At 33.2% G+C, this 19,200-nt stretch carries 16 protein-coding genes; 9 read left to right on the top strand and 7 right to left on the bottom strand.

All coding sequences use genetic code 11. The features are described 5' to 3' along the window. Positions 1 to 36 precede the first annotated feature (36 nt). From EQG63_RS09185 to rimO, 3 genes are all read left to right on the top strand, one after another. The gene (locus EQG63_RS09185) at positions 37 to 1,086 is read left to right on the top strand and encodes a hypothetical protein (protein ID WP_129436075.1); all 1,050 of its coding nucleotides are present in this window, start codon (positions 37 to 39) and stop codon (positions 1,084 to 1,086) included. 35 nt (positions 1,087 to 1,121) lie between these two features. Next, on the top strand, positions 1,122 to 2,642 hold the full coding sequence (locus EQG63_RS09180) for an OmpP1/FadL family transporter (protein WP_129436074.1): 1,521 nt from the start codon (positions 1,122 to 1,124) through the stop codon (positions 2,640 to 2,642). 121 nt (positions 2,643 to 2,763) lie between these two features. After that, positions 2,764 to 4,068, top strand: coding sequence for a 30S ribosomal protein S12 methylthiotransferase RimO (rimO, locus tag EQG63_RS09175; RefSeq protein WP_129436073.1), 1,305 nt, complete (start codon positions 2,764 to 2,766; stop codon positions 4,066 to 4,068). 61 nt (positions 4,069 to 4,129) lie between these two features. Here the strand turns inward: rimO and EQG63_RS09170 are convergent, their stop codons facing one another. Next, positions 4,130 to 4,498, bottom strand: a complete 369-nt coding sequence (locus tag EQG63_RS09170) for a DUF1573 domain-containing protein (protein ID WP_235827827.1) — start codon at positions 4,496 to 4,498, stop codon at positions 4,130 to 4,132. Positions 4,499 to 4,664: 166 nt separating this feature from the next. On the opposite strand from EQG63_RS09170, the gene EQG63_RS09165 reads away from it, so the two are divergent. After that, positions 4,665 to 5,921, top strand: a complete 1,257-nt coding sequence (locus tag EQG63_RS09165) for a sensor histidine kinase (protein WP_129436072.1) — start codon at positions 4,665 to 4,667, stop codon at positions 5,919 to 5,921. Between the two features lie 3 nt (positions 5,922 to 5,924). Next, positions 5,925 to 6,608, top strand: a complete 684-nt coding sequence (locus tag EQG63_RS09160) for a response regulator transcription factor (protein ID WP_129436071.1) — start codon at positions 5,925 to 5,927, stop codon at positions 6,606 to 6,608. Between the two features lie 3 nt (positions 6,609 to 6,611). Here EQG63_RS09160 and EQG63_RS09155 read toward each other — a convergent pair whose 3' ends face one another. The 4 genes from EQG63_RS09155 to EQG63_RS09140 all read right to left on the bottom strand — a co-directional run bounded on the left by EQG63_RS09155 (position 6,612) and on the right by EQG63_RS09140 (position 14,118). Continuing rightward, positions 6,612 to 8,747: a response regulator gene (locus tag EQG63_RS09155; protein WP_129436070.1), complete on the bottom strand. Its 2,136-nt coding sequence runs from the start codon at positions 8,745 to 8,747 to the stop codon at positions 6,612 to 6,614. An 87-nt stretch (positions 8,748 to 8,834) separates the two neighbouring features. Continuing rightward, complete coding sequence (locus EQG63_RS09150; RefSeq protein ID WP_164974491.1) at positions 8,835 to 9,596, bottom strand: hypothetical protein; 762 nt, start codon at positions 9,594 to 9,596, stop codon at positions 8,835 to 8,837. Between the two features lie 101 nt (positions 9,597 to 9,697). Next, complete coding sequence (locus tag EQG63_RS09145; protein ID WP_129436068.1) at positions 9,698 to 11,809, bottom strand: ATP-binding protein; 2,112 nt, start codon at positions 11,807 to 11,809, stop codon at positions 9,698 to 9,700. Between the two features lie 110 nt (positions 11,810 to 11,919). After that, complete coding sequence (locus EQG63_RS09140) at positions 11,920 to 14,118, bottom strand: B12-binding domain-containing radical SAM protein (RefSeq protein ID WP_129436067.1); 2,199 nt, start codon at positions 14,116 to 14,118, stop codon at positions 11,920 to 11,922. A gap of 106 nt (positions 14,119 to 14,224) precedes the next feature. Here EQG63_RS09140 and bshC point away from each other — a divergent pair, with 106 nt between their 5' ends. From bshC to EQG63_RS09125, 3 genes are all read left to right on the top strand, one after another. Beyond that, entirely contained in the window at positions 14,225 to 15,808 is a 1,584-nt protein-coding gene (gene bshC, locus EQG63_RS09135; protein WP_129436066.1) for a bacillithiol biosynthesis cysteine-adding enzyme BshC, read from the top strand. Positions 15,809 to 15,906: 98 nt separating this feature from the next. Beyond that, on the top strand, positions 15,907 to 16,734 hold the full coding sequence (locus tag EQG63_RS09130) for a formylglycine-generating enzyme family protein (RefSeq protein WP_129436065.1): 828 nt from the start codon (positions 15,907 to 15,909) through the stop codon (positions 16,732 to 16,734). A gap of 76 nt (positions 16,735 to 16,810) precedes the next feature. Continuing rightward, positions 16,811 to 17,230 (top strand): nucleoside-diphosphate kinase, encoded by a 420-nt coding sequence (locus tag EQG63_RS09125; protein ID WP_035654699.1) that lies wholly within the window; start codon positions 16,811 to 16,813, stop codon positions 17,228 to 17,230. An 87-nt stretch (positions 17,231 to 17,317) separates the two neighbouring features. Here EQG63_RS09125 and EQG63_RS09120 read toward each other — a convergent pair whose 3' ends face one another. Further along, positions 17,318 to 17,614 (bottom strand): DUF721 domain-containing protein, encoded by a 297-nt coding sequence (locus EQG63_RS09120; RefSeq protein ID WP_129436064.1) that lies wholly within the window; start codon positions 17,612 to 17,614, stop codon positions 17,318 to 17,320. Further along, positions 17,595 to 18,032, bottom strand: a complete 438-nt coding sequence (locus EQG63_RS09115; RefSeq protein WP_129436063.1) for a hypothetical protein — start codon at positions 18,030 to 18,032, stop codon at positions 17,595 to 17,597. The genes EQG63_RS09120 and EQG63_RS09115 overlap by 20 nt, the downstream gene beginning before the upstream one ends. A 76-nt stretch (positions 18,033 to 18,108) precedes the next feature. Here EQG63_RS09115 and EQG63_RS09110 point away from each other — a divergent pair, with 76 nt between their 5' ends. Next, entirely contained in the window at positions 18,109 to 19,197 is a 1,089-nt protein-coding gene (locus tag EQG63_RS09110; protein WP_129436062.1) for a serine hydrolase domain-containing protein, read from the top strand. Positions 19,198 to 19,200 lie beyond the last annotated feature (3 nt).

Genomic DNA, 19,200 nt, shown 5'->3' with positions numbered 1-19,200 from the left:
ATTTTTGTATTGTCCAACAATAAAAAAACAAACGATATGAAAACTAATTACTTTTCAGCAAAGAATACCATATTTAAATCCGTTGTTGGATTATTAGGCTTAACTGCTGTTTCATGTGGTAGCTATCAAAACACTTCCTATTATGACAATGATGGTATTTATGGTACAACCAAAAAAGAAGTTGTAGTGGAAGACAATTCTTCTTCAAACAAATACAAAGATTATTTTGCCAATAATGCCAATAATTATAGTACTGGAAATGAAGAAGTTTTTACAGATGTAGACAACTATACTAGTAGTACATCTAACGATACCATTGAAGTAAAAAAAGAAAATTACAGCAGCTGGGGCGATAACAATCGCGACATCACTATTAACGTATACGACAACAGTTGGGGGTATAACAACTGGAATTGGGGTTCTTACTGGGGGTATGGTTACTATAGCCCATGGAGAAGTCCTTACTACTGTGGCTATTCTTATTGGAATAATTGGCACAGTCCTTACTGGGGTTATACCGGATATTATGGCTCTTCATGGGGTTGGGGATGGAACTACCCATATTATGGTGGCTATTATGGATATAATAACTGGGGGTATAACAATTACTACGGAAATGGATATTATGGTAGAGACTATGCCTACGGAAATGGTAGAAGAGGTTCTATTTATGACAGAAACACTGGAAGTAACTATTATTCGTCAAACCGACACAATGGTACTAGAGACAATTCTTATGTAAGCACAGGAGTTAGAAGTCCGAGAAATCATTCAACTACACCAAGAAGCCCTAGAAATTATAATGGATCAACTGGTACACCAAGAAATTCAGGAAACGTATTAACTCCGAGAGGTTTATCTCCAAGAAGCGAGCCAAGACCTTCAAATCCTAGAAGTTACCAAACACCAAGAAATGAGCCAAGACCATCTAATCCTAGAAGTTTTGAATCACCAAGAAGCGAACCAAGACCATCTAGCCCAAGAAGTTATGAATCACCAAGAAGTTATGATTCACCACGTTCTTCTGGAGGGAATTATGGAGGTGGAAGTCCTACATTAGGTGGAAGTCGTGGTGGTAGAAGATAAAAATTTTCCATCTGTTTCAAATCAAACTATATCAAATGAAAAAATACATTTCTATACTTGTCCTTGTGACTGGATTTAATTTAAGTCAAGCGCAAGAAATAACCGATGCCCTTCGTTTTTCGCAAAACGATATGACCGGAACTGCACGATTTAGGGCAATGAGTGGCGCTTTTGGAGCTTTAGGTGGTGATTTATCTGCTATAAACAGTAATCCTGCGAGTTCTTCAATATTTGCTAACAATCAATTTGGAGGTACTTTAAATATTTCCAATGCTACTACTAAAACCATTTTTTTTGGATCTAATGCAACTGAAAAAAATGCCGAAGTAGACATCAATCAAGCCGGAGCCGTTTTTGTTTTCAATAACAATAGCGAAAAAAACAAGTGGAATAAATTTGCTGTTGCCATAAATTATGAAAACTTGAATAACTTTAATTCTAATTTATTTTATTCAGGAAGAAACATCAATTCCATCGGAAATTATTTTGTAAGCTACGCTAACGGAGTAAAACAAGGCACATTAAATGATTTTTACTACGACGAATTAACGTATAATGAACAACAAGCCTATTTAGGTTATTGGGCATATATTATAAATCCAATACCTTTAAATAGTGATCCTTTAAATCCAGACAATCCAAACATTTCACAATACGAATCGAATGTCGCTCCTGGAGGTAATTATTACCAACAAAATGATATCCTTAGCACAGGTTATAATGGAAAATTGAGTTTTAACGCTTCGGCACAATACGATGAAAAATTGACCATAGGAGTAAACATAAACTCTCATTTTACCGATTACACCCGTTCCTCACGTTTTTATGAAACGAATTTTAACAACACATCGGGTTCTACCGATTATGTTCATACTGTGTACTTCAATAACGACTTACACACTTTTGGAAATGGCTTTTCGTTTCAAGTAGGAGGAATTTATAAAGCTTCAGACCTTATTCGTTTAGGGGCTAGTTACGAATCTCCAACTTGGTTCAGACTTGAAGATGAATTAATACAAAGCGTAAGAGCGATTACCGGAAATCCAACAGATGGTGATTTACCTGCGGATGTGGTAAATCCGAACATTATCATGGTTTATCCATATAAATTACAAACTCCAGATAAATGGACCATTAGTGGCGCCCTTGTATTTGGAAAAGAAGGAATAATAAGCATTGACTATAGTACCAAAAACTACGGAAGTATGCAGTACAAGTCAGCCAATAATGACAGCGCTATTAATAATCAGTTGAGCACTGTATTTACCAATAGTACTGAGTATAGAATTGGTTTTGAAAAGAAATTAAATCAATGGAGTTTACGTGGAGGTTACCGTTTTGAAGAAAGTCCTTACAAAGACAAAACAAGAATGGGAGATTTAACTGGATATTCTGGTGGTTTTGGCTACAATTTTGGAGCGACAAAACTTGACTTTGCTTATTCCACAGCAAAAAGAAATTATACGGATCAAATGTTCTCGCAAGGACTTACTGATAAGGCATTCATCAATTCCAAAAACAACAACATAACCGTTACTTTGGCTTTCGAATTGTAACCAAACATAAAATAATTTTAAAATTCCATTTACCTCGTAAATGGAATTTTTATTTATATCCTACTAAAGAAAGCTACAAATACAACTTTTTGTCGTAATTTTGCACTCCTAAATTAAAGCGATGAGAACCAAATCATTAAAGAAAAACAAAATCAACGTAATCACTCTTGGATGTTCTAAGAACGTGTATGACAGTGAAGTACTAATGGGTCAATTAAAAGCCAGCGGGAAAGATGTGGTTCATGAACAAGAAGGAAACATTGTGGTCATCAATACTTGTGGATTTATCAATAATGCAAAAGAAGAATCGGTAAACACGATTTTAGAATATGTTGATAAAAAAGAGCAAGGAATTGTAGATAAGGTTTTTGTTACAGGATGTCTTTCTGAAAGATACCGTCCAGATTTAGAAAAGGAAATTCCAGATGTAGATCAATATTTCGGAACTACCGAATTGCCTTTATTATTAAAAGCATTAGGTGCCGATTATAAACACGAGTTATTAGGAGAGCGTTTGACCACTACTCCGAAGAATTATGCCTATTTAAAAATTGCAGAAGGCTGTGACCGTCCGTGTAGTTTTTGTGCCATTCCAATCATGCGTGGTAAACACGTTTCACAATCGATTGAAAAACTAGTGAAAGAAGCGGAAGGATTGGCTGCCAATGGTGTTAAAGAACTGATATTAATTGCCCAAGATTTAACCTATTACGGATTAGATTTATACAAAAAAAGAAATCTTGCCGAATTACTAGAAAACTTGGTAAAAGTAGAAGGTATTGAATGGATTCGTTTGCACTACGCCTTCCCTACTGGATTTCCAATGGATGTATTGGAATTAATGAAACGCGAACCAAAAATTTGCAACTATCTTGATATTCCGTTACAACACATTTCTGATAGTGTATTAAAATCGATGCGTCGTGGTACAACACAAGAAAAAACGACCAAATTGATACAAGAATTTAGAGCTCTTGTTCCGGAAATGACCATTAGAACTACCTTAATTGTAGGGTATCCTGGTGAAACCGAAGAAGATTTCCAAATTTTAAAAAATTGGGTCGAAGAAATGCGTTTTGAACGTTTGGGTTGTTTTGCGTATTCACACGAAGAAAACACACATGCTTACACTTTAGAAGACGATGTTCCGGAAGAAGTAAAACAAGCACGTGCCGCTGAAATTATGGATATTCAAGCGCAAATTTCATGGGATTTGAATCAAGAGAAAATCGGACAAACTTTCAAATGTATTATTGACAGAAAAGAAGGTAATAACTTTGTGGGAAGAACCGAATTTGATAGTCCTGATGTAGATAATGAAGTATTGATTGATGCTACTAAATTCTACCTAAAAACAGGTGATTTCGTAAACATCAAAATTACCGATGCTACCGAATTCGATTTGTACGGAGAACCAGCAGTATAAATTTTAACTCATAAAAAAATCCCAAATTCTTCACCTTGAGAATTTGGGGTTTTTTATTTCTTTATATCACGTTTCCTTTCAACGTTAATATTTTGGCTGTTTCATCAGCATTTGTAGTCACAGTTACCGTTTTGGTAAAATTTCCTTTCACTGCGGCATTATAAGTAGCTTTCACAAAACCAGATTTTCCTGGCGCAATAGCTTCTTTAGTATAATCGGATGCTGTACAACCACAAGATGTTTTTACACTACTAATAATCACTTCTTTATCACCAGTGTTTTTAAAAGTGAATTCAATCATTTTCGGAGTTCCTTGTGGAATTTCTCCAACATCTACAGTATCTGATTTCCAAGAAATAGCAGAATTAATAGAAAAAGACATTAATACTGTAGCCACAGCTACCATTGACATTTTAATTACATTTTTCATAATAGTTGATTTAAAATTAAACTTAATTATTGATTGGTTCGAACAAGTCAAAGGTAAATCAACCCAACATTGATGCTTGTTAATCAATTTCAAACGTTTGTTAACGAGTTGTTAATGCTAAAATGGTCGCATAATTTTTAGTAATATTACAGTAGCAAAATTTGAAATGAAAGCCAACAAACTAAATAGCATCATTGTACTTGGACTAGTAGCCACTATTGGAATTCTAATTGTACAGTTGCTTTGGACAAAAGAAGCCTTTAATTTGGAAGAGAAAAAGTTTTCTCAAAAAGTCCATGTTGCTTTATTGGAAGTGGTTAAAAAATTGTATCAAGGAACAAATAGAGATATTCCGGCTGATAATCCAGTGCGAAAAATTTCAAATGATTATTATGTCGCCAATGTCGAAAATGATTTTTCTCCCGATGTTTTGCAACATTACTTGAATGAAGAATTTACAAAATCGGCCATAAATACCGATTATGAATATGCCATGTACAATTGCCAAAGCGACGAAATGGTCTATGGAAAATACATTTCAACCAATAGTAATACGCCTGTAGATGAGCAAATCAACTTTCCGAAACATAAAAATTTGGTGTACTATTTTGCGATTCGTTTCCCAAATGAGACTTCCTATTTACTAAATTCGTTGCGTTTTTGGCTTTTCCTATCCATTGCATTAATCATTATTTTATTGGTATATGTGTATTCTATTTACACCATTATTCAGCAAAAGAAATACAGCGAATTGCAACGAGATTTCATTAACAACATGACACACGAATTCAAAACGCCTTTATCTTCTATTTTACTCGCTTCCAATTACCTCAGCAAACAAAACTGCATCACTGAAGATGAAAAATTGAATAATTACACCCAAATAATTATCAATCAAAGTAAAAAACTGAATAGCCATATTGAAAAGATATTAAACATTGCCAAATCGGATGATTCTATACTTTCATTAGAGAAAAAAGAAATTTCAGTGATTCCAATTTTGAATGAAGTAATTGAAAACATGAAACTCAAGCATCCAACTTTAGCCGTTACTTTAAATCATGGAAAAGAACATACGATACTCGCAGATGAATTCCATTTTACCAATATTGTGTACAACATTATCGACAATTCTGTAAAATACTGCAATGATACACCAGAAGTCACTATTTCTATAAATGAAGAAAAAAACAACTTAAAACTAAATTTTTCAGATAATGGAATTGGCGTTTCTGAAAATAACATTGCTCACTTATTTGATAAGTTTTATCGAGAAAACAACAAAAAAAGCAATGAAATTAACGGTTTTGGACTTGGTCTATTTTATGTCAAAAAAATATGCACACAACATCATTGGAAAATTTTCGCAGCCAATAACCCAAATAAAGGCTTGCTGATTTCAATACTAATTCCGAAAAATTAAGCCATGACAAAATTCAAAATATTATATGCCGAAGACGATACAACCATTGCTTTTTTAACCAAAGATAGTTTGGAAGAAAAGTATGAAGTTACCCATTGTAGCAATGGTGTTATAGCTTTAGAGAAATTCAAAGAAGAACATTTTGACCTTTGTTTGTTTGACATTATGATGCCAAAAATGGACGGTTTTGAACTTGCTGAAGCCATTAGAAAAATAAATGCTGAAATTCCGATTCTTTTCATCTCAGCCAAAACATTAAAAGAAGATCGTATAAAAGGATTACGTATTGGTGCAGATGATTATCTGGTAAAACCCTTTAGTATTGAAGAATTAGAGCTTAAAATTGAAATTTTTTTAAAGCGCTCCAGAAAGGACAATTCTACCGAAAAAACACTATATACCATTGGAAAATATTTGTTTGACACGAACAATTACTTAGTCTATAATGACACCGAAAAAATTGTGTTAACCCAACGCGAATCGGAACTACTAAAACTTTTTCTGGATAATAAAAACACAGTCCTCAAACGAGAAGAAATTCTTAAAAAACTTTGGGGAAGCGATGATTATTTTCTTGGTAGAAGTTTGGATGTTTTTATTTCCAGACTACGAAAAATCATTTGCAACGAAGAAGCCATTTCGATAGAAAACTTACATGGAATTGGTTTTAAATTCAATTCAAAATAAGACTTAAATAATATTTTTACTTCGCAATACTTTTTCAATCAAACTGTATAATTTTTCTTTCGAGATTGGTTTAGAAATATAATTGGTAAAGCCCGTTTTGAATATTTCTTCCACTTCTTCACTAGACGTGTAAGCGGTTTGCGCAATAATTGGCATATCGGGTTTCATCTTTTTGATTTCTTCAAAAGCTTTATGACCGGACATTTTCGGCATTTTGATATCCATCAAAATTAAGTCGATATTATCATTATTGAGACTGATTTCAACTGCTTCCTCTCCGTCTTCCGCACGAATTATCTTGTAATTTTTTAATTTCAATATTTTTTCAATCAACAAATAATTGAAGTTATCATCTTCCGCTACTAAAATCGTTTCAATTTTTTTACTTGGTGTTTTCTCAATTTCATCGATAGAGACAATTCCTAATTTTTCGGTTAAGGCCACATCCAATTTATTTTTCAGAATAAGCGGAATATAGAAATTAAACATTGCTCCTTTTCCTAACAGTGATTGTACCGATATTTCACCACCCAACATTTCGACATAGGCTTTAGACAAAGACAATCCCAAACCAATACCACCACCTCTGATGGCATGATCGGAATCTATTTTTCTAAAACGTTTAAAAATATAGTCGAAATTTTTGCTCTCAATACCTATTCCAGTATCAATAACCGTAATGTTAATTCGCTCTAATTTTTCATCCACATCATACAATAGCGAGACATTTCCTTCATTGGTAAATTTGATGGCATTCGACAACAAATGATAAATAATCTGTTCGAATTTAGCCTTATCAGAAATTACTTTTTGGGGAAGGTTTCCTTTTAAATTTTCAATTTTAAATTCTAATTTTTTGTTCTTGGCCCTTTTTTTGGCTTCTTCAAAAATATAATGAATCGTTTCTTCCAATTCAAATTCGGAATATCGCAATTGAATTTGGTCGGTATCAATTTGAGACATTTCCACCAAATCATCAATTATTGCCACTAAATTCTTACCACTTGTACTGATAATTTCACGGTATTTTTTTTCATCCGACTCTGAAATTTCGTGATTTTCCAATAAATCGGAAAAACCAACAATTGCATTCATTGGTGTTCGAATTTCGTGTGATAAATTGGTCAAAAATGCCGATTTTAATCGGTCACTTTCTTCTGCTTTTTCTTTGGCTTTGTTTAATTGTTCTCGTTGTTCGAGGTTTTCTTCAAACAATTTCCCGATGTATCGGAATTCTCCTTTAATGTTTTTAAGACTGGAGATAGAGTTTCTATCTTCAGAAGTTAGAATTTTTTTAATCAAACTGATTGGCAATTTGGCCCATTTCACCGAATAAAAATAATAGACGATTCCTGACAAGAACAAAGCCAAGCCCATTACAAACAATATCATTTTTGTAATTGAGAAATCAATATCATAGGCTCTTTTAAAATAAAGTTCTGCTATTTTCTTATCATTAAAATCATTTAAAGGAACAATTTTAAAAACGGTTTTCCCGGCTGTTTCTTTACCAGTATAAAATTTGATTTTAGAGCTACATATTTCTTCTATATTGGTGAAATAATTTTTATCTAATAAACGTGCTATAAAAAAATACCCGGATGGCTGTGTTTTATTTTTGAATGGATCATCAGAAGGATGAATAGTAGCTCCATACACTTCAACAATTCCTTCAGGGATTTTTAAATAAAATTTATTCGATTTCTTCTCATTTAAAATAGGGAAGACTTCCGTTGGGATAAAAATTCTAGTGCTAATTTTGGATGTGGAAGCCTTCGTCAAAAAGTTCCCTTCTTTATCATAAGCAACCAAATATTCTACTCTGTAGGTCTCCACTAAATTCGCTACCGATCTATTGAACCAATTAATGTCTTTTGTTTTGGTAAAAGAGACAAATTCATCCCAATACGTTATATCGGCGACAATTGAGGAATACGATTCTGAATTTAATTTAAGTAAAGCTTCAATTTCTTCATTGTAAAGCTCGTTACTATTTTTGAAGATTTGTTTTTCTTGTTGAAGTGTATAAAAATAGAGTGTAAGTACTAATAGCAATAAGCCAACAGTAACAATACTTAATAAAAACACCACTTTCGCAAAAGTAGATTTAAGATGTCTAAAGATATTTATTTTCAACATTTTAGCTTTCAGTTATATAAATATATTAAAAAATATTTTAGAAACACAAAAAAACAACTCACCAATATTCATGATGGTTAGTTGTTACTAATAGGTTAGGTTTGCACCAAAAATCAAAAAATTACGGCCAAACATCTGAGTGTTTTGTATTGTGGCATTGTGAGTGAAAACTAAAGAAATTGGCAGGTTTAGTTGTTTTGCAAGTTCAAATTCTTTGACCATTTCCAGCGACAAATTGACTAACGACGGTTTATTATAATCTCCTGACACGTAGTACTTAGCTTGGTTATTAAATACCATTCCTGCCGTTGGAGAAACAGTTATATTACGCATTACTTTATTATTCGTTTTTTTTAGAACATCTTCGAAAGTATAACCCACTTCAGCATAGGTGGTAAAGTTTTGCTTCGGATTTTTACCAAGTACATCGTATCGATAATCATTTCCAGCAATTAACGTACTTATGGTTGTAGTAAACGGAAGCCAAACTTCTGAAAAATCAAAAAGCAGGTTAAAATCGATTGTTTTCACACTGTTTTTTCCGTAGTTAAAAAACCCATTATCGATGCCTTCGACCTTCTTTACACTTGGCCAATAATAATCCCATAACTGGACCGACATATACTTATTTACATTATAAATTAAATACATATCGAACTCTTGATAGCCTTTATAGAATGAACCATCATTATAAAAATAATCCTTTTTAAAATTGGTAGTCGCCCAAACGCCTAATGTCATTTTTTTATTTGCTTTGTACTCAACAGTAGGTTGAATCACAAAATAATTGCCACCCCATGACTGACCTCGCCAAATATATCGCGATTGGATATCCAGTTTTAATGTCACTTTTTTTGGACTTATTATAGAATCGCTAGCAAGTTCCTGCGAAATTGCTTTAAAATGACACAAACCAAAGAATAAATAAAAAAGATGTTTTTTCAAATTGATTATTGTAAACTAGCACTAATATGATCAAATAGTTTTTGCTTGTCAATTGGTTTAGTAATTTGACTATCAAAACCTGCCAGTCTAATTTTTTCGATTTCATCAGAAGAAGAATAAGCAGTTTGGGCAATGACCATCATCTTGGGATTGATCGCTTTAATTTTATCCAATGCTTCATATCCACTCATTTTAGGCATCTTAATATCCATTAAAACTAAATCAATTGCTGCATTTTTTTTAAATAATTCAACTGCCTCTTCACCGTCTTTTGCTCTAATAATTGTAAAATTTGTGTTCTTCATTAATTTTTCAAAAAGCAAGTAATTGATATTATCGTCTTCAGCAATAAGAATTGTTTTATCTTTTATTTGCATCGAAACATTCTCTTTAGCCACTTCTATTTTTTCCAAAAGAATGTCTTCGCGTTTATCAAACATTAAAGGCAAGGTGAATTTAAATTTAGAACCCTCTCCTATTTCCGATTTTAAAGAAATTGTTCCTCCTAAAAGTTCAACATACGCTTTAGTGATGGCAAGACCCAGTCCCAAACCACCTACTTTAATAGAATAATCTCCATCTACACGTCTAAAACGTTCAAAAATAAACTCTTGATTTTCTTTTTCGATCCCCAAGCCCGAATCTTCCACCGTGAATTCGATGTTGTTTTTCTTTTTACTCCAATCGTAAGAAATAGTAATAAATCCGTGATCTGTAAATTTGATAGAGTTGGTTAAAAGATTAATTAAAACCTGTTTTAACTTTACCACATCGGTATACACATTATAAGGTAATACTGTTTCACTTTTAATGAGTTTGAAGTCTATTTTTTTATCTTTCGGAATGGTAATTTTAACAGAACTGTAAATTTCAGAAATACATTCTTCTATATTAACACTGTTCAAGTTTGGGGTGATTTGATTGGAATCAATTTTGGACATTTCAATTAAATCATCAATAATAGAAACCAAACTTCCACCACTTTTGTTGATGATTTCTATATATTCTTTTTTTTCCTCATTTGAAATTTCATCCGATTTTAACAATTCGGAGAAACCAATTATGGCATTCATTGGCGTTCGTATCTCATGGGATAAATTGGTTAGAAACGCCGTTTTAAGCTGATCGCTTTCTTCCGCTTTGGCTTTGGCTTTTTCTAATTGCTTTCGCTGTAAAAAGGTTTCATCAAACAAGTTGCCAATGCGACTAAATTCTCCAGGCGAAGACTTCAATTTTTTTATTGCTTTTCTGTTTCCTGTTTCCAAAATTTTTGTGGTTAACAATAAGGGCGTTGAAACCCATTTTCTCAAAAAAATCACATACACAAAAAGAAAAATTATAAAGAACCCTAAAATTATAAAGAGAATGTTTTCTGTTGCTTTGTAGTTCACATAAAACTTTCTTTGAAAAATAAGCGAAGCCACTGCTTCCCCTTTCCATGATTTCAGCACATAAATATCTTCAATAGTGTCTCCAAGATTTGTTTTTTTATCAACGGAATCACTAAAAGTAATTTTAGCTGTAGAAATTTCTTCTAGTTTTTTTAAATAATCTTTGTCCAACAAACGAATCATTACAAAATATCCTTCTGGATTGGTTTTTGTCTTGTTAGGATCACTTGAAGGATGAATCGTTGCCATAAAAACTTCAGCATTTCCTTCGGGTAATTTTATATAAAAATTTAAATTTTTCTTTTGATGTAATGCATCCAATAAAGGCTTATCTATGAATTGAATTGGAGTTTTAATTTTATTAGTGTATTTATTTCCAACCTCATTTCCATTGAGGTCAAATACACCAAGATACTCTACAAAATACATATCTATGGCACTCGCAATGGTATTGGTAAACCATTTTTGATTTTTTGATTTGATGTATTTTACCAATTCATCCCAATACGTAATGTCGTTTATAGTAGAAATATGGGACTCCGAATTCAGTTTCATTAAGGAATTTACTTCATTATCCAATTGTTTTTGAGTCATCTCATACACTTCATACTCTTGACGCATGGTGTAATAGAATAAAGAGACAAATAATAAAATAAAGGAAATACTTGAAACAACAATCAACAAGAGTAATTTGTAGTAAATCGAAAGTTTGTTGATTTTAGTCATGATACACGATATCAAATTCGTTGTATAAACTTAACAAAAAAGTAATTATTTAACAAAAAATTAAACAGAAAAAACACTAATTATCAGTAATTTAAAAAAATACCGGATCATTATAAAAGTAAAAGGCAATTTTCACGAAGTTGACTAATGGTTTTTGAAAACCAAAAAACTTCAAAATCAGAAAATTGTAATTCAAAAGAATCTTTTAATGTTTGTAACGTTACTAATTTGTCGTTTTTATAAGAGAGCGATGCTAGATTATTCAATAACCAATCTGCCTTGTCCTTTTCTATAGCAATTTCAAACGAATGTGTTTTTTGATGAAAGGTTAATTTGGTCATTTCCCAAGTGCTACCTTTTTTCGATTTCGTGAAGTTTTCAACCAAAGGAAGATTCCCGATAAAAGCAATTTTGGCCGAAGGTTTTATCGCCAATGCCAATTCTTTTTCCAGACAATTTTCAATAAAATCGGGGGCTATTTTTGTACGTGGAATTTTAAATTCAAACCAATCTTGTAAATCATATTCAAAACAAATGCCGTGCATGTAATTGAATAAGGATTTTTTTAATCCGAAACTGAATTTATCGTGATTGATTCCTGTTTTGTCTGTAAACTGAATATCGTTATTGGCAAAAGTCACTTTATTATGTTGCGGAGTGACTCCAAATTCCTCAGGATTAATGCCCACTGGACTATGAGCCGTCATGGCAAATTGATGCCAGAAACCCGATTGTAGGATTCCTAATTCGAACATTTGACGAACCATTTCCAAACTATCTATTGTTTCTTGAATGGTTTGGGTTGGATAGCCATACATTAAATAGGCATGAACCATAATGCCGCTTTCGGTAAAGTTTCGAGTCACTTGAGCTACCTGTTCTACAGTAACTCCTTTTTTAATGAGTTCTAAAAGTCTATCGGAAGCCACTTCCAATCCGCCCGAAACCGCTATACAACCCGAAAGTTTGAGCAGTAAGCACAAATCGGCTGTAAAACTTTTTTCAAATCGGATATTTGTCCACCAAGTCACCACTAAATCCCTTCTTAGAATTTCCAATGCCACTTCACGCATTAAAGCTGGCGGAGCGGCTTCGTCTACAAAATGAAAGCCATTTTCACCCGTTTGAGCAATCAATTCTTCCATTCTGTCTACTAAAATCTTGGCGTGAATGGGTTCATAGATTTTGATATAATCTAAAGAAATATCACAAAAGGTACATTTTCCCCAATAGCAACCGTGTGCCATGGTAAGTTTATTCCAACGACCGTCACTCCATAGACTGTGCATTGGATTGGCCATTTCTATTACCGAAATGTAATTGTCTAATAGTAAATCGGAATAATCGGGCGTTCCAACTTCGGTTTGTTTGTAATCGTGGCGTTGGGTGTCATTTTTGTATACAACTTGATTGTTTTCAATTAGAAAAGTTCTTTTGAATAACTTCTCTCCCAAAACTTCGGAAGTGCTAGAAGTGACAAACTCATGTAACAATTCCACTGGAAGTTCACCATCATCTAAAGTGATAAAATCGAAGAATTCAAAAACACGTTTGTCTTTTAAATCGCGTAATTCGGTATTTGGAAAACCGCCTCCCATGGAGATTTTAACCTCGGGATAATGTTCTTTAATATATTGTGCACATCGGAATGCACTGTATAAATTCCCTGGAAAAGGAACCGAAATTAAGACCAATTTTGGCTGAATTGCCGCGATTCTTTGACTTAAAATCTTTAGTGTAATGTCATCAATATAAGTCGGCTCGGTTTGCAAATAATTGTACAATTCATCAAACGAGTTTGCACTTCTACCCAAACGCTCGGCGTAGCGACTAAATCCGAAATTTTCATCCACACATTCGACAATAAAATCGGATAGATCTTCGAGATACAAGGTGGCCAAATGCTTGGCTTTATCTTGCATTCCCATGCTTCCGAAAGCCCATTCCATATCATCCAATTGCGAAAAACGAGAAGCTTCTGGAAGAAAATTACCGGAACATATCTGTCTTGCTAAAGTTGGTTTTTTACCTTGTAAAAAGGCAATTACCGAATCGATTGTATTAATATAGTCTTCTCTTAAACTATAAATTCTTTCAGTGTTGGCTGATAGCTCTTGACGTTTGGAAAAAGAATTGAAAATGTGCAGTAAACCTTCTTTGGAAAACAATTCTAGAATCACTTCTATTCCTAAATCCATTTGAAAAGCGGAGATATTTTTGGTCGATAAAAAACCTTTCAAATACGCTGTGGCTGGATACGGTGTATTCAGTTGGGTAAAAGGCGGGGTAATTAAAAGAATGTCTTTCAAAGGAATTGTTTTGACAAAGTTAAAATTAATTTTCAGTAAACTGAAATTTAGTATTTTTACACTCGAGACTTTAAGATCGAACTGTACGAAGTAAAAAAATATATTTATGCCAACCGACTGTATTACCTATCAAGAATCAGGTTATTTTTCAAAATTAATTGTTGATTATCTCAACGAAAAAGAAGCATTACAGTCGCTATACAATCGATTTCCATCTTTTGAAAACATAAAAGAGCAAGTAGCCGAAAAATCAAAAAACTATTCCGTTGAAAACAGAATAATTCTGGAAGCAGCTTTATTCAAGCAAAACCAAGATTTTGATTTATCGCTTGCTTCTCTCAATAACATTAAACTGCTACAACAAGAAAACACATTTACCATTACCACCGGTCATCAGCTTAATTTATTTACAGGGCCACTTTATTTTATTTACAAAATTGCTGACACCATTAATTTATGTAAAGCATTACGTCAGAAATATCCTGAAAATAATTTTGTTCCCATCTATTGGATGGCGACCGAAGATCACGATTTTGAAGAAATCAATCATTTTAAATTCAAGGGAAAGAAAATCGTCTGGAATACAACTAGTAATGGTCCCGTTGGAAGGTTATCTACCCAAGGATTACAAGAAGTTTACAATGCCTTTTCAAGTGAATTGGGTTTAGGTGACAATGCTTCCTATTTGAAAGAATTGTTTAAAAAAGCCTATTTAGAGCATTCCAATTTAGCTGACGCCACGCGTTATTTAGTCAATGAATTATTTAAAAACGAAGGTTTGGTGATTCTTGACGGGGATGATACTGAATTAAAGAAACTATTCATTCCTACTATTAAAGACGAATTATTACAGCAAACTTCTCATAAAAAAGTGACTGAAACGATTCAGAATTTTAAGTATGACGTTCAAGTAAATCCGAGAGAAATCAATCTTTTTTACATAGAAAATGATTTACGAGAGCGCATTATTTTGGAAAATGGAAAATACAAAATCAACAACACAGATAGCGTATTTACTCCAACAGAAATTTTAGAATTAGTTGAAAATTCACCAGAGAAAATCAGTCCGAATGTAATTTTGCGACCACTGTATCAAGAAATTATCTTACCCAATTTGAGTTATATAGGTGGTGGTGGAGAAATTGCGTACTGGTTGGAATTAAAATCGATGTTTGAGGCCCATAACATTACGTTTCCTATGTTACTACTTCGGAATTCGGTTGTAATTGCTTCAGAAAAACAAATGCAAAAAGCGGATAAACTGGAATTGACATGGGGGAATTTATTTTCAAAACAAATCGATTTGATCAATTCTAAAGCCAAAGAATTATCAAAATTTAACATCGACTTTTCAGAACAAAAAATCATTTTACAACAGCAATTTGAAAAGTTAAATCAGATCGCGCTCCAAACCGATAAGTCATTTATTGGCGCTGTAAAAGCACAAGAAGCAAAACAAACAAAAGGTTTAGACAATCTTGAAAAACGATTATTGAAAGCGGAAAAAAGAGTCCATTCCGAAAAATTAGCCCATATTACAACACTTCAAAACGAATTGTTCCCGAATCAATCCCTTCAAGAAAGACAACTCAATTTTGCTGAATTTTACTTAAACAATTCAAATTTTATTTCGCTAGTCTTAAGCAAATTAGAACCTTTAAAGAAACATTTTTTGTCGATTATCGATTAAAAATAACATTTGGTCTAGTATTTGTTAAAAAACCTTGCATGGCAAAAAAATAAATTTACTTTTGCGCGCCCAATTAACAATACATTTACACAAAGACAATGATTAAAAAATACTTTTTTCTTATTTGCCTAGCAAGTACCACATTATTTTGTTCTTTTATTACGCTTCAAAATCCTATTCTAGCACTTGTCAAAATTGAAGGTGGAAGTTTTTTAATGGGATCTAAAGACGACAATAGAGTTGCCGAAAACGACGAACAGAAACAACACGAAGTAAAAGTAAGTCCATTCGAAATTAACCGTCTAGAAGTGACCGTTTGGGAGTGGAAAGAATACTGTAAAAAAACCAAAATAGCAATGCCTAAAACACCGGTTTGGGGTTGGAATGACAATTATCCAATTACTAATGTAACATGGTTTGATGCTATTAAATATTGCAATTGGTTAAGCAAACAAGATGGGTTAAAACCTGCTTATACTCTAGCTGGACCAAATGTGGTATGTGATTTCACAGCCAATGGCTATCGTTTGCCTACAGAAGCCGAATGGGAATTCGCGGCAAAAGGAGGCGTAAAATCTAAAAACACTTACTTTTCAGGTTCTAATGATATCAATGAAATAGCATGGCATGTAAAAAACAGCGAAAGAAGACCACATGCGGTAGGTACAAAATTGCCTAATGAACTAGGTATTCATGACATGAGCGGAAACGTTTGGGAATGGTGCTGGGACTGGTACAATAAAGATTACTACAAAATAGAAGACGGAAATAATCCAAAAGGACCTATTCGCGGTGAGAAAAAATCAGTACGTGGTGGTTCATGGGATAGCCAAGAAAGTTATTTAAGAACAGCTAACAGAATCAGTACTGTACCAACTATTACCAATGAATTTTACGGTTTTAGATTGGCAAGAACGATTAACTAAAAATTATTTAATAGTTAGGTGCTTTTGATTTCATTTTAAAAACACTACTTTTGCACCCGAATTAAAAAATAAAAAAATGGCAACAAATAGAACATTTACTATGATTAAGCCTGATGGTGTTGAAAACGGACACATCGGTGGTATTTTAAATATGATTACTGAAGGTGGTTTCAGAATTGTATCAATGAAATTGACACAATTAACTGTAGCTGACGCACAAAAATTTTATGCTGTTCATTCGGCAAGACCATTCTTTGGAGAATTAGTTGAATTCATGACTCGTGGTCCTATCGTAGCAGCTATTTTAGAAAAAGACAACGCTGTAGAAGATTTCCGTACTTTAATTGGAGCTACTAACCCAGCTGATGCTGCTGAAGGAACTATCCGTAAAAAATATGCAACTTCAATTGGAGAAAATGCAGTACACGGATCTGATTCTGATGAGAATGCAGCTATCGAAAGTGCTTTCCATTTTGCAGGAAGAGAGCAATTCTAATACTGAATCTTAATAAAATAAAAATCCCGCTTCGAAAGAAACGGGATTTTTTTATATACTATATATTGAATCTATAAACACTCCATTTTATCTTAATACCACATCTTTTATAATCTCACTTCCCAATTCTTCATTGATCATTTTGATGATTTTATCTTTACCATAGCTCAGTTCTTCCCGAAGTACTGCCGAAGTGAGCTGAACGTACAATGTACTACCTTTTAAGATAACGTCTTTGGTATAGGTATTTACTCCATTACCCATTAAGTTTTTCCAAGCATCAGCCACAGATATTTGATTCAAGCCTTTATCTAAGTGATTGGTTTGAATGATTTCTTTTAAAATATCGCCAATAGAACTCTGGTTACTCAGCCTTTTTGCCATACTGTGGTAAGGTATTTACATTGACTTTTTTATAATAAAATTCGGAACCATTTTGGGATTCTAAGACCAATACACTATCGGAAAGTTGATTCACCATTTCAGTGTGTTTTCCAAACTTTGAAGAAAATTTTAGCTGCACATGATCTTGATTTTGATTGGCTTCCACTTTTTCCTGCAAATCGTCTACTAAAAACGTACCCATCGGTTGCCAACGTACCTTTTTATGAAAACCCACTTTGTTTTTTAATTCAAAGTATTCATAATTCTCATTGACTTTATATTCTTTCTTTTCTCCTTCTTTTGGCTCCACCTTGGTTATTTGCCAATATCCGTTTATTTTTTCGATTTGATTGATATCCACTTTTTCGGCACAAGAAAAAGCAATACAACTCAATACTATTATAATTTTTTTATTCATAATGTAAAAATAACACTTTCGATTAAACCATTCCGAAAAAATAAAGTCTAAATTTGAAATAATAATCCATAACCAAATGAAAAAAACAATCTTCTCTTTACTAGTACTTTTTGGTTTCATTGCTTGTAGTTCTGATGAATCTACACCGATTATTCCGATACCAACACCGACCCCTTCAGAATCAATGTACTTCCCTCCTATCGGATCTTCCACTTGGGAAACCAAATCGATAGCCAATTTGAAATGGAATCAAAGTGCCGTACAACCTTTAAAAGATTATTTGACTTTGAAGAACACCAAATCGTTTATGATTCTAATCAATGGAAGAATTGTCATGGAAGAATATTTTAATAGTCACACTCAAACCTCTCCTTGGTATTGGGCAAGTGCAGGTAAGACGCTAACCGCTTCTTTATCGGGAATTGCACAAGAAGAAGGAATAATAAATATCAATAACAAAGTTTCCACATATTTAGGTACTGGGTGGACAAGTGCTCCATTGGTAAAAGAAAATCTGATTACTTGCAAACATTTATTAAGCATGTCTTCAGGTTTAGATGATACGTTAGGAGATGATGTAAGTCCTGCTAATCTTCAATATGTTGCCGATGCTGGTACCCGTTGGGCTTATCATAATGTCTATGTAAAAATGCAAGATGTGATTGCGCAAGCGTCGGGACAAACTTGGACAAATTATTTTAATGCAAAACTTAGAGATAAAATAGGAATGACTGGTACATGGATTCAAAATGGAGGCTTAAGTGTGTATTGGAGTGACACCAGAAGTATGGCTCGTTTTGGATTATTATCCTTAAACAAAGGAAAATGGAATAGCCAACAAATTATACCAAGTACTTATTTTAGTGAAGCTACTTCTACCTCACAAAATATAAATTTATCTTATGGTTATTTGTGGTGGTTAAACGGGAAATCAAGTTTTCATTTACCGCAATCGCAATTACAATTTAACGGAAGTTTAATTCCTTCAGGTCCAACAGACATGTATATGGCGTTAGGTAAAAACGATCAGAAAATATATGTAATTCCAAGTAAGAAAATGGTAGTGATTAGAATGGGAGAAGTATCTGATCCTGCAAATCCAACGTTTGCTTTATCTGGATTCGACAATGAATTATGGCAAAAAATAAATGCGCTATACCAATAGCGC

This window comes from Flavobacterium amnicola, from assembly GCF_004122165.1.
Lineage (GTDB): Bacteria > Bacteroidota > Bacteroidia > Flavobacteriales > Flavobacteriaceae > Flavobacterium > Flavobacterium amnicola.
This window is presented reverse-complemented; position numbering and strand designations above follow the sequence as displayed.

What these genes read in the sequence shown, in the direction of transcription:
- EQG63_RS09130 (WP_129436065.1), top strand. Translation starts at nt 15,907, where the DNA reads ATGATTAAAAAATACTTTTTTCTTATTTGCCTAGCAAGTACCACATTA.
- EQG63_RS09145 (WP_129436068.1), bottom strand. Translation starts at nt 11,809, where the DNA reads ATGACTAAAATCAACAAACTTTCGATTTACTACAAATTACTCTTGTTG.
- EQG63_RS09185 (WP_129436075.1), top strand. Translation starts at nt 37, where the DNA reads ATGAAAACTAATTACTTTTCAGCAAAGAATACCATATTTAAATCCGTT.
- EQG63_RS09115 (WP_129436063.1), bottom strand. Translation starts at nt 18,032, where the DNA reads ATGAATAAAAAAATTATAATAGTATTGAGTTGTATTGCTTTTTCTTGT.
- bshC (WP_129436066.1), top strand. Translation starts at nt 14,225, where the DNA reads ATGCCAACCGACTGTATTACCTATCAAGAATCAGGTTATTTTTCAAAA.
- EQG63_RS09120 (WP_129436064.1), bottom strand. Translation starts at nt 17,614, where the DNA reads ATGGCAAAAAGGCTGAGTAACCAGAGTTCTATTGGCGATATTTTAAAA.
- EQG63_RS09125 (WP_035654699.1), top strand. Translation starts at nt 16,811, where the DNA reads ATGGCAACAAATAGAACATTTACTATGATTAAGCCTGATGGTGTTGAA.
- EQG63_RS09155 (WP_129436070.1), bottom strand. Translation starts at nt 8,747, where the DNA reads ATGTTGAAAATAAATATCTTTAGACATCTTAAATCTACTTTTGCGAAA.
- EQG63_RS09180 (WP_129436074.1), top strand. Translation starts at nt 1,122, where the DNA reads ATGAAAAAATACATTTCTATACTTGTCCTTGTGACTGGATTTAATTTA.
- EQG63_RS09110 (WP_129436062.1), top strand. Translation starts at nt 18,109, where the DNA reads ATGAAAAAAACAATCTTCTCTTTACTAGTACTTTTTGGTTTCATTGCT.
- EQG63_RS09165 (WP_129436072.1), top strand. Translation starts at nt 4,665, where the DNA reads ATGAAAGCCAACAAACTAAATAGCATCATTGTACTTGGACTAGTAGCC.
- rimO (WP_129436073.1), top strand. Translation starts at nt 2,764, where the DNA reads ATGAGAACCAAATCATTAAAGAAAAACAAAATCAACGTAATCACTCTT.
- EQG63_RS09160 (WP_129436071.1), top strand. Translation starts at nt 5,925, where the DNA reads ATGACAAAATTCAAAATATTATATGCCGAAGACGATACAACCATTGCT.
- EQG63_RS09170 (WP_235827827.1), bottom strand. Translation starts at nt 4,498, where the DNA reads ATGAAAAATGTAATTAAAATGTCAATGGTAGCTGTGGCTACAGTATTA.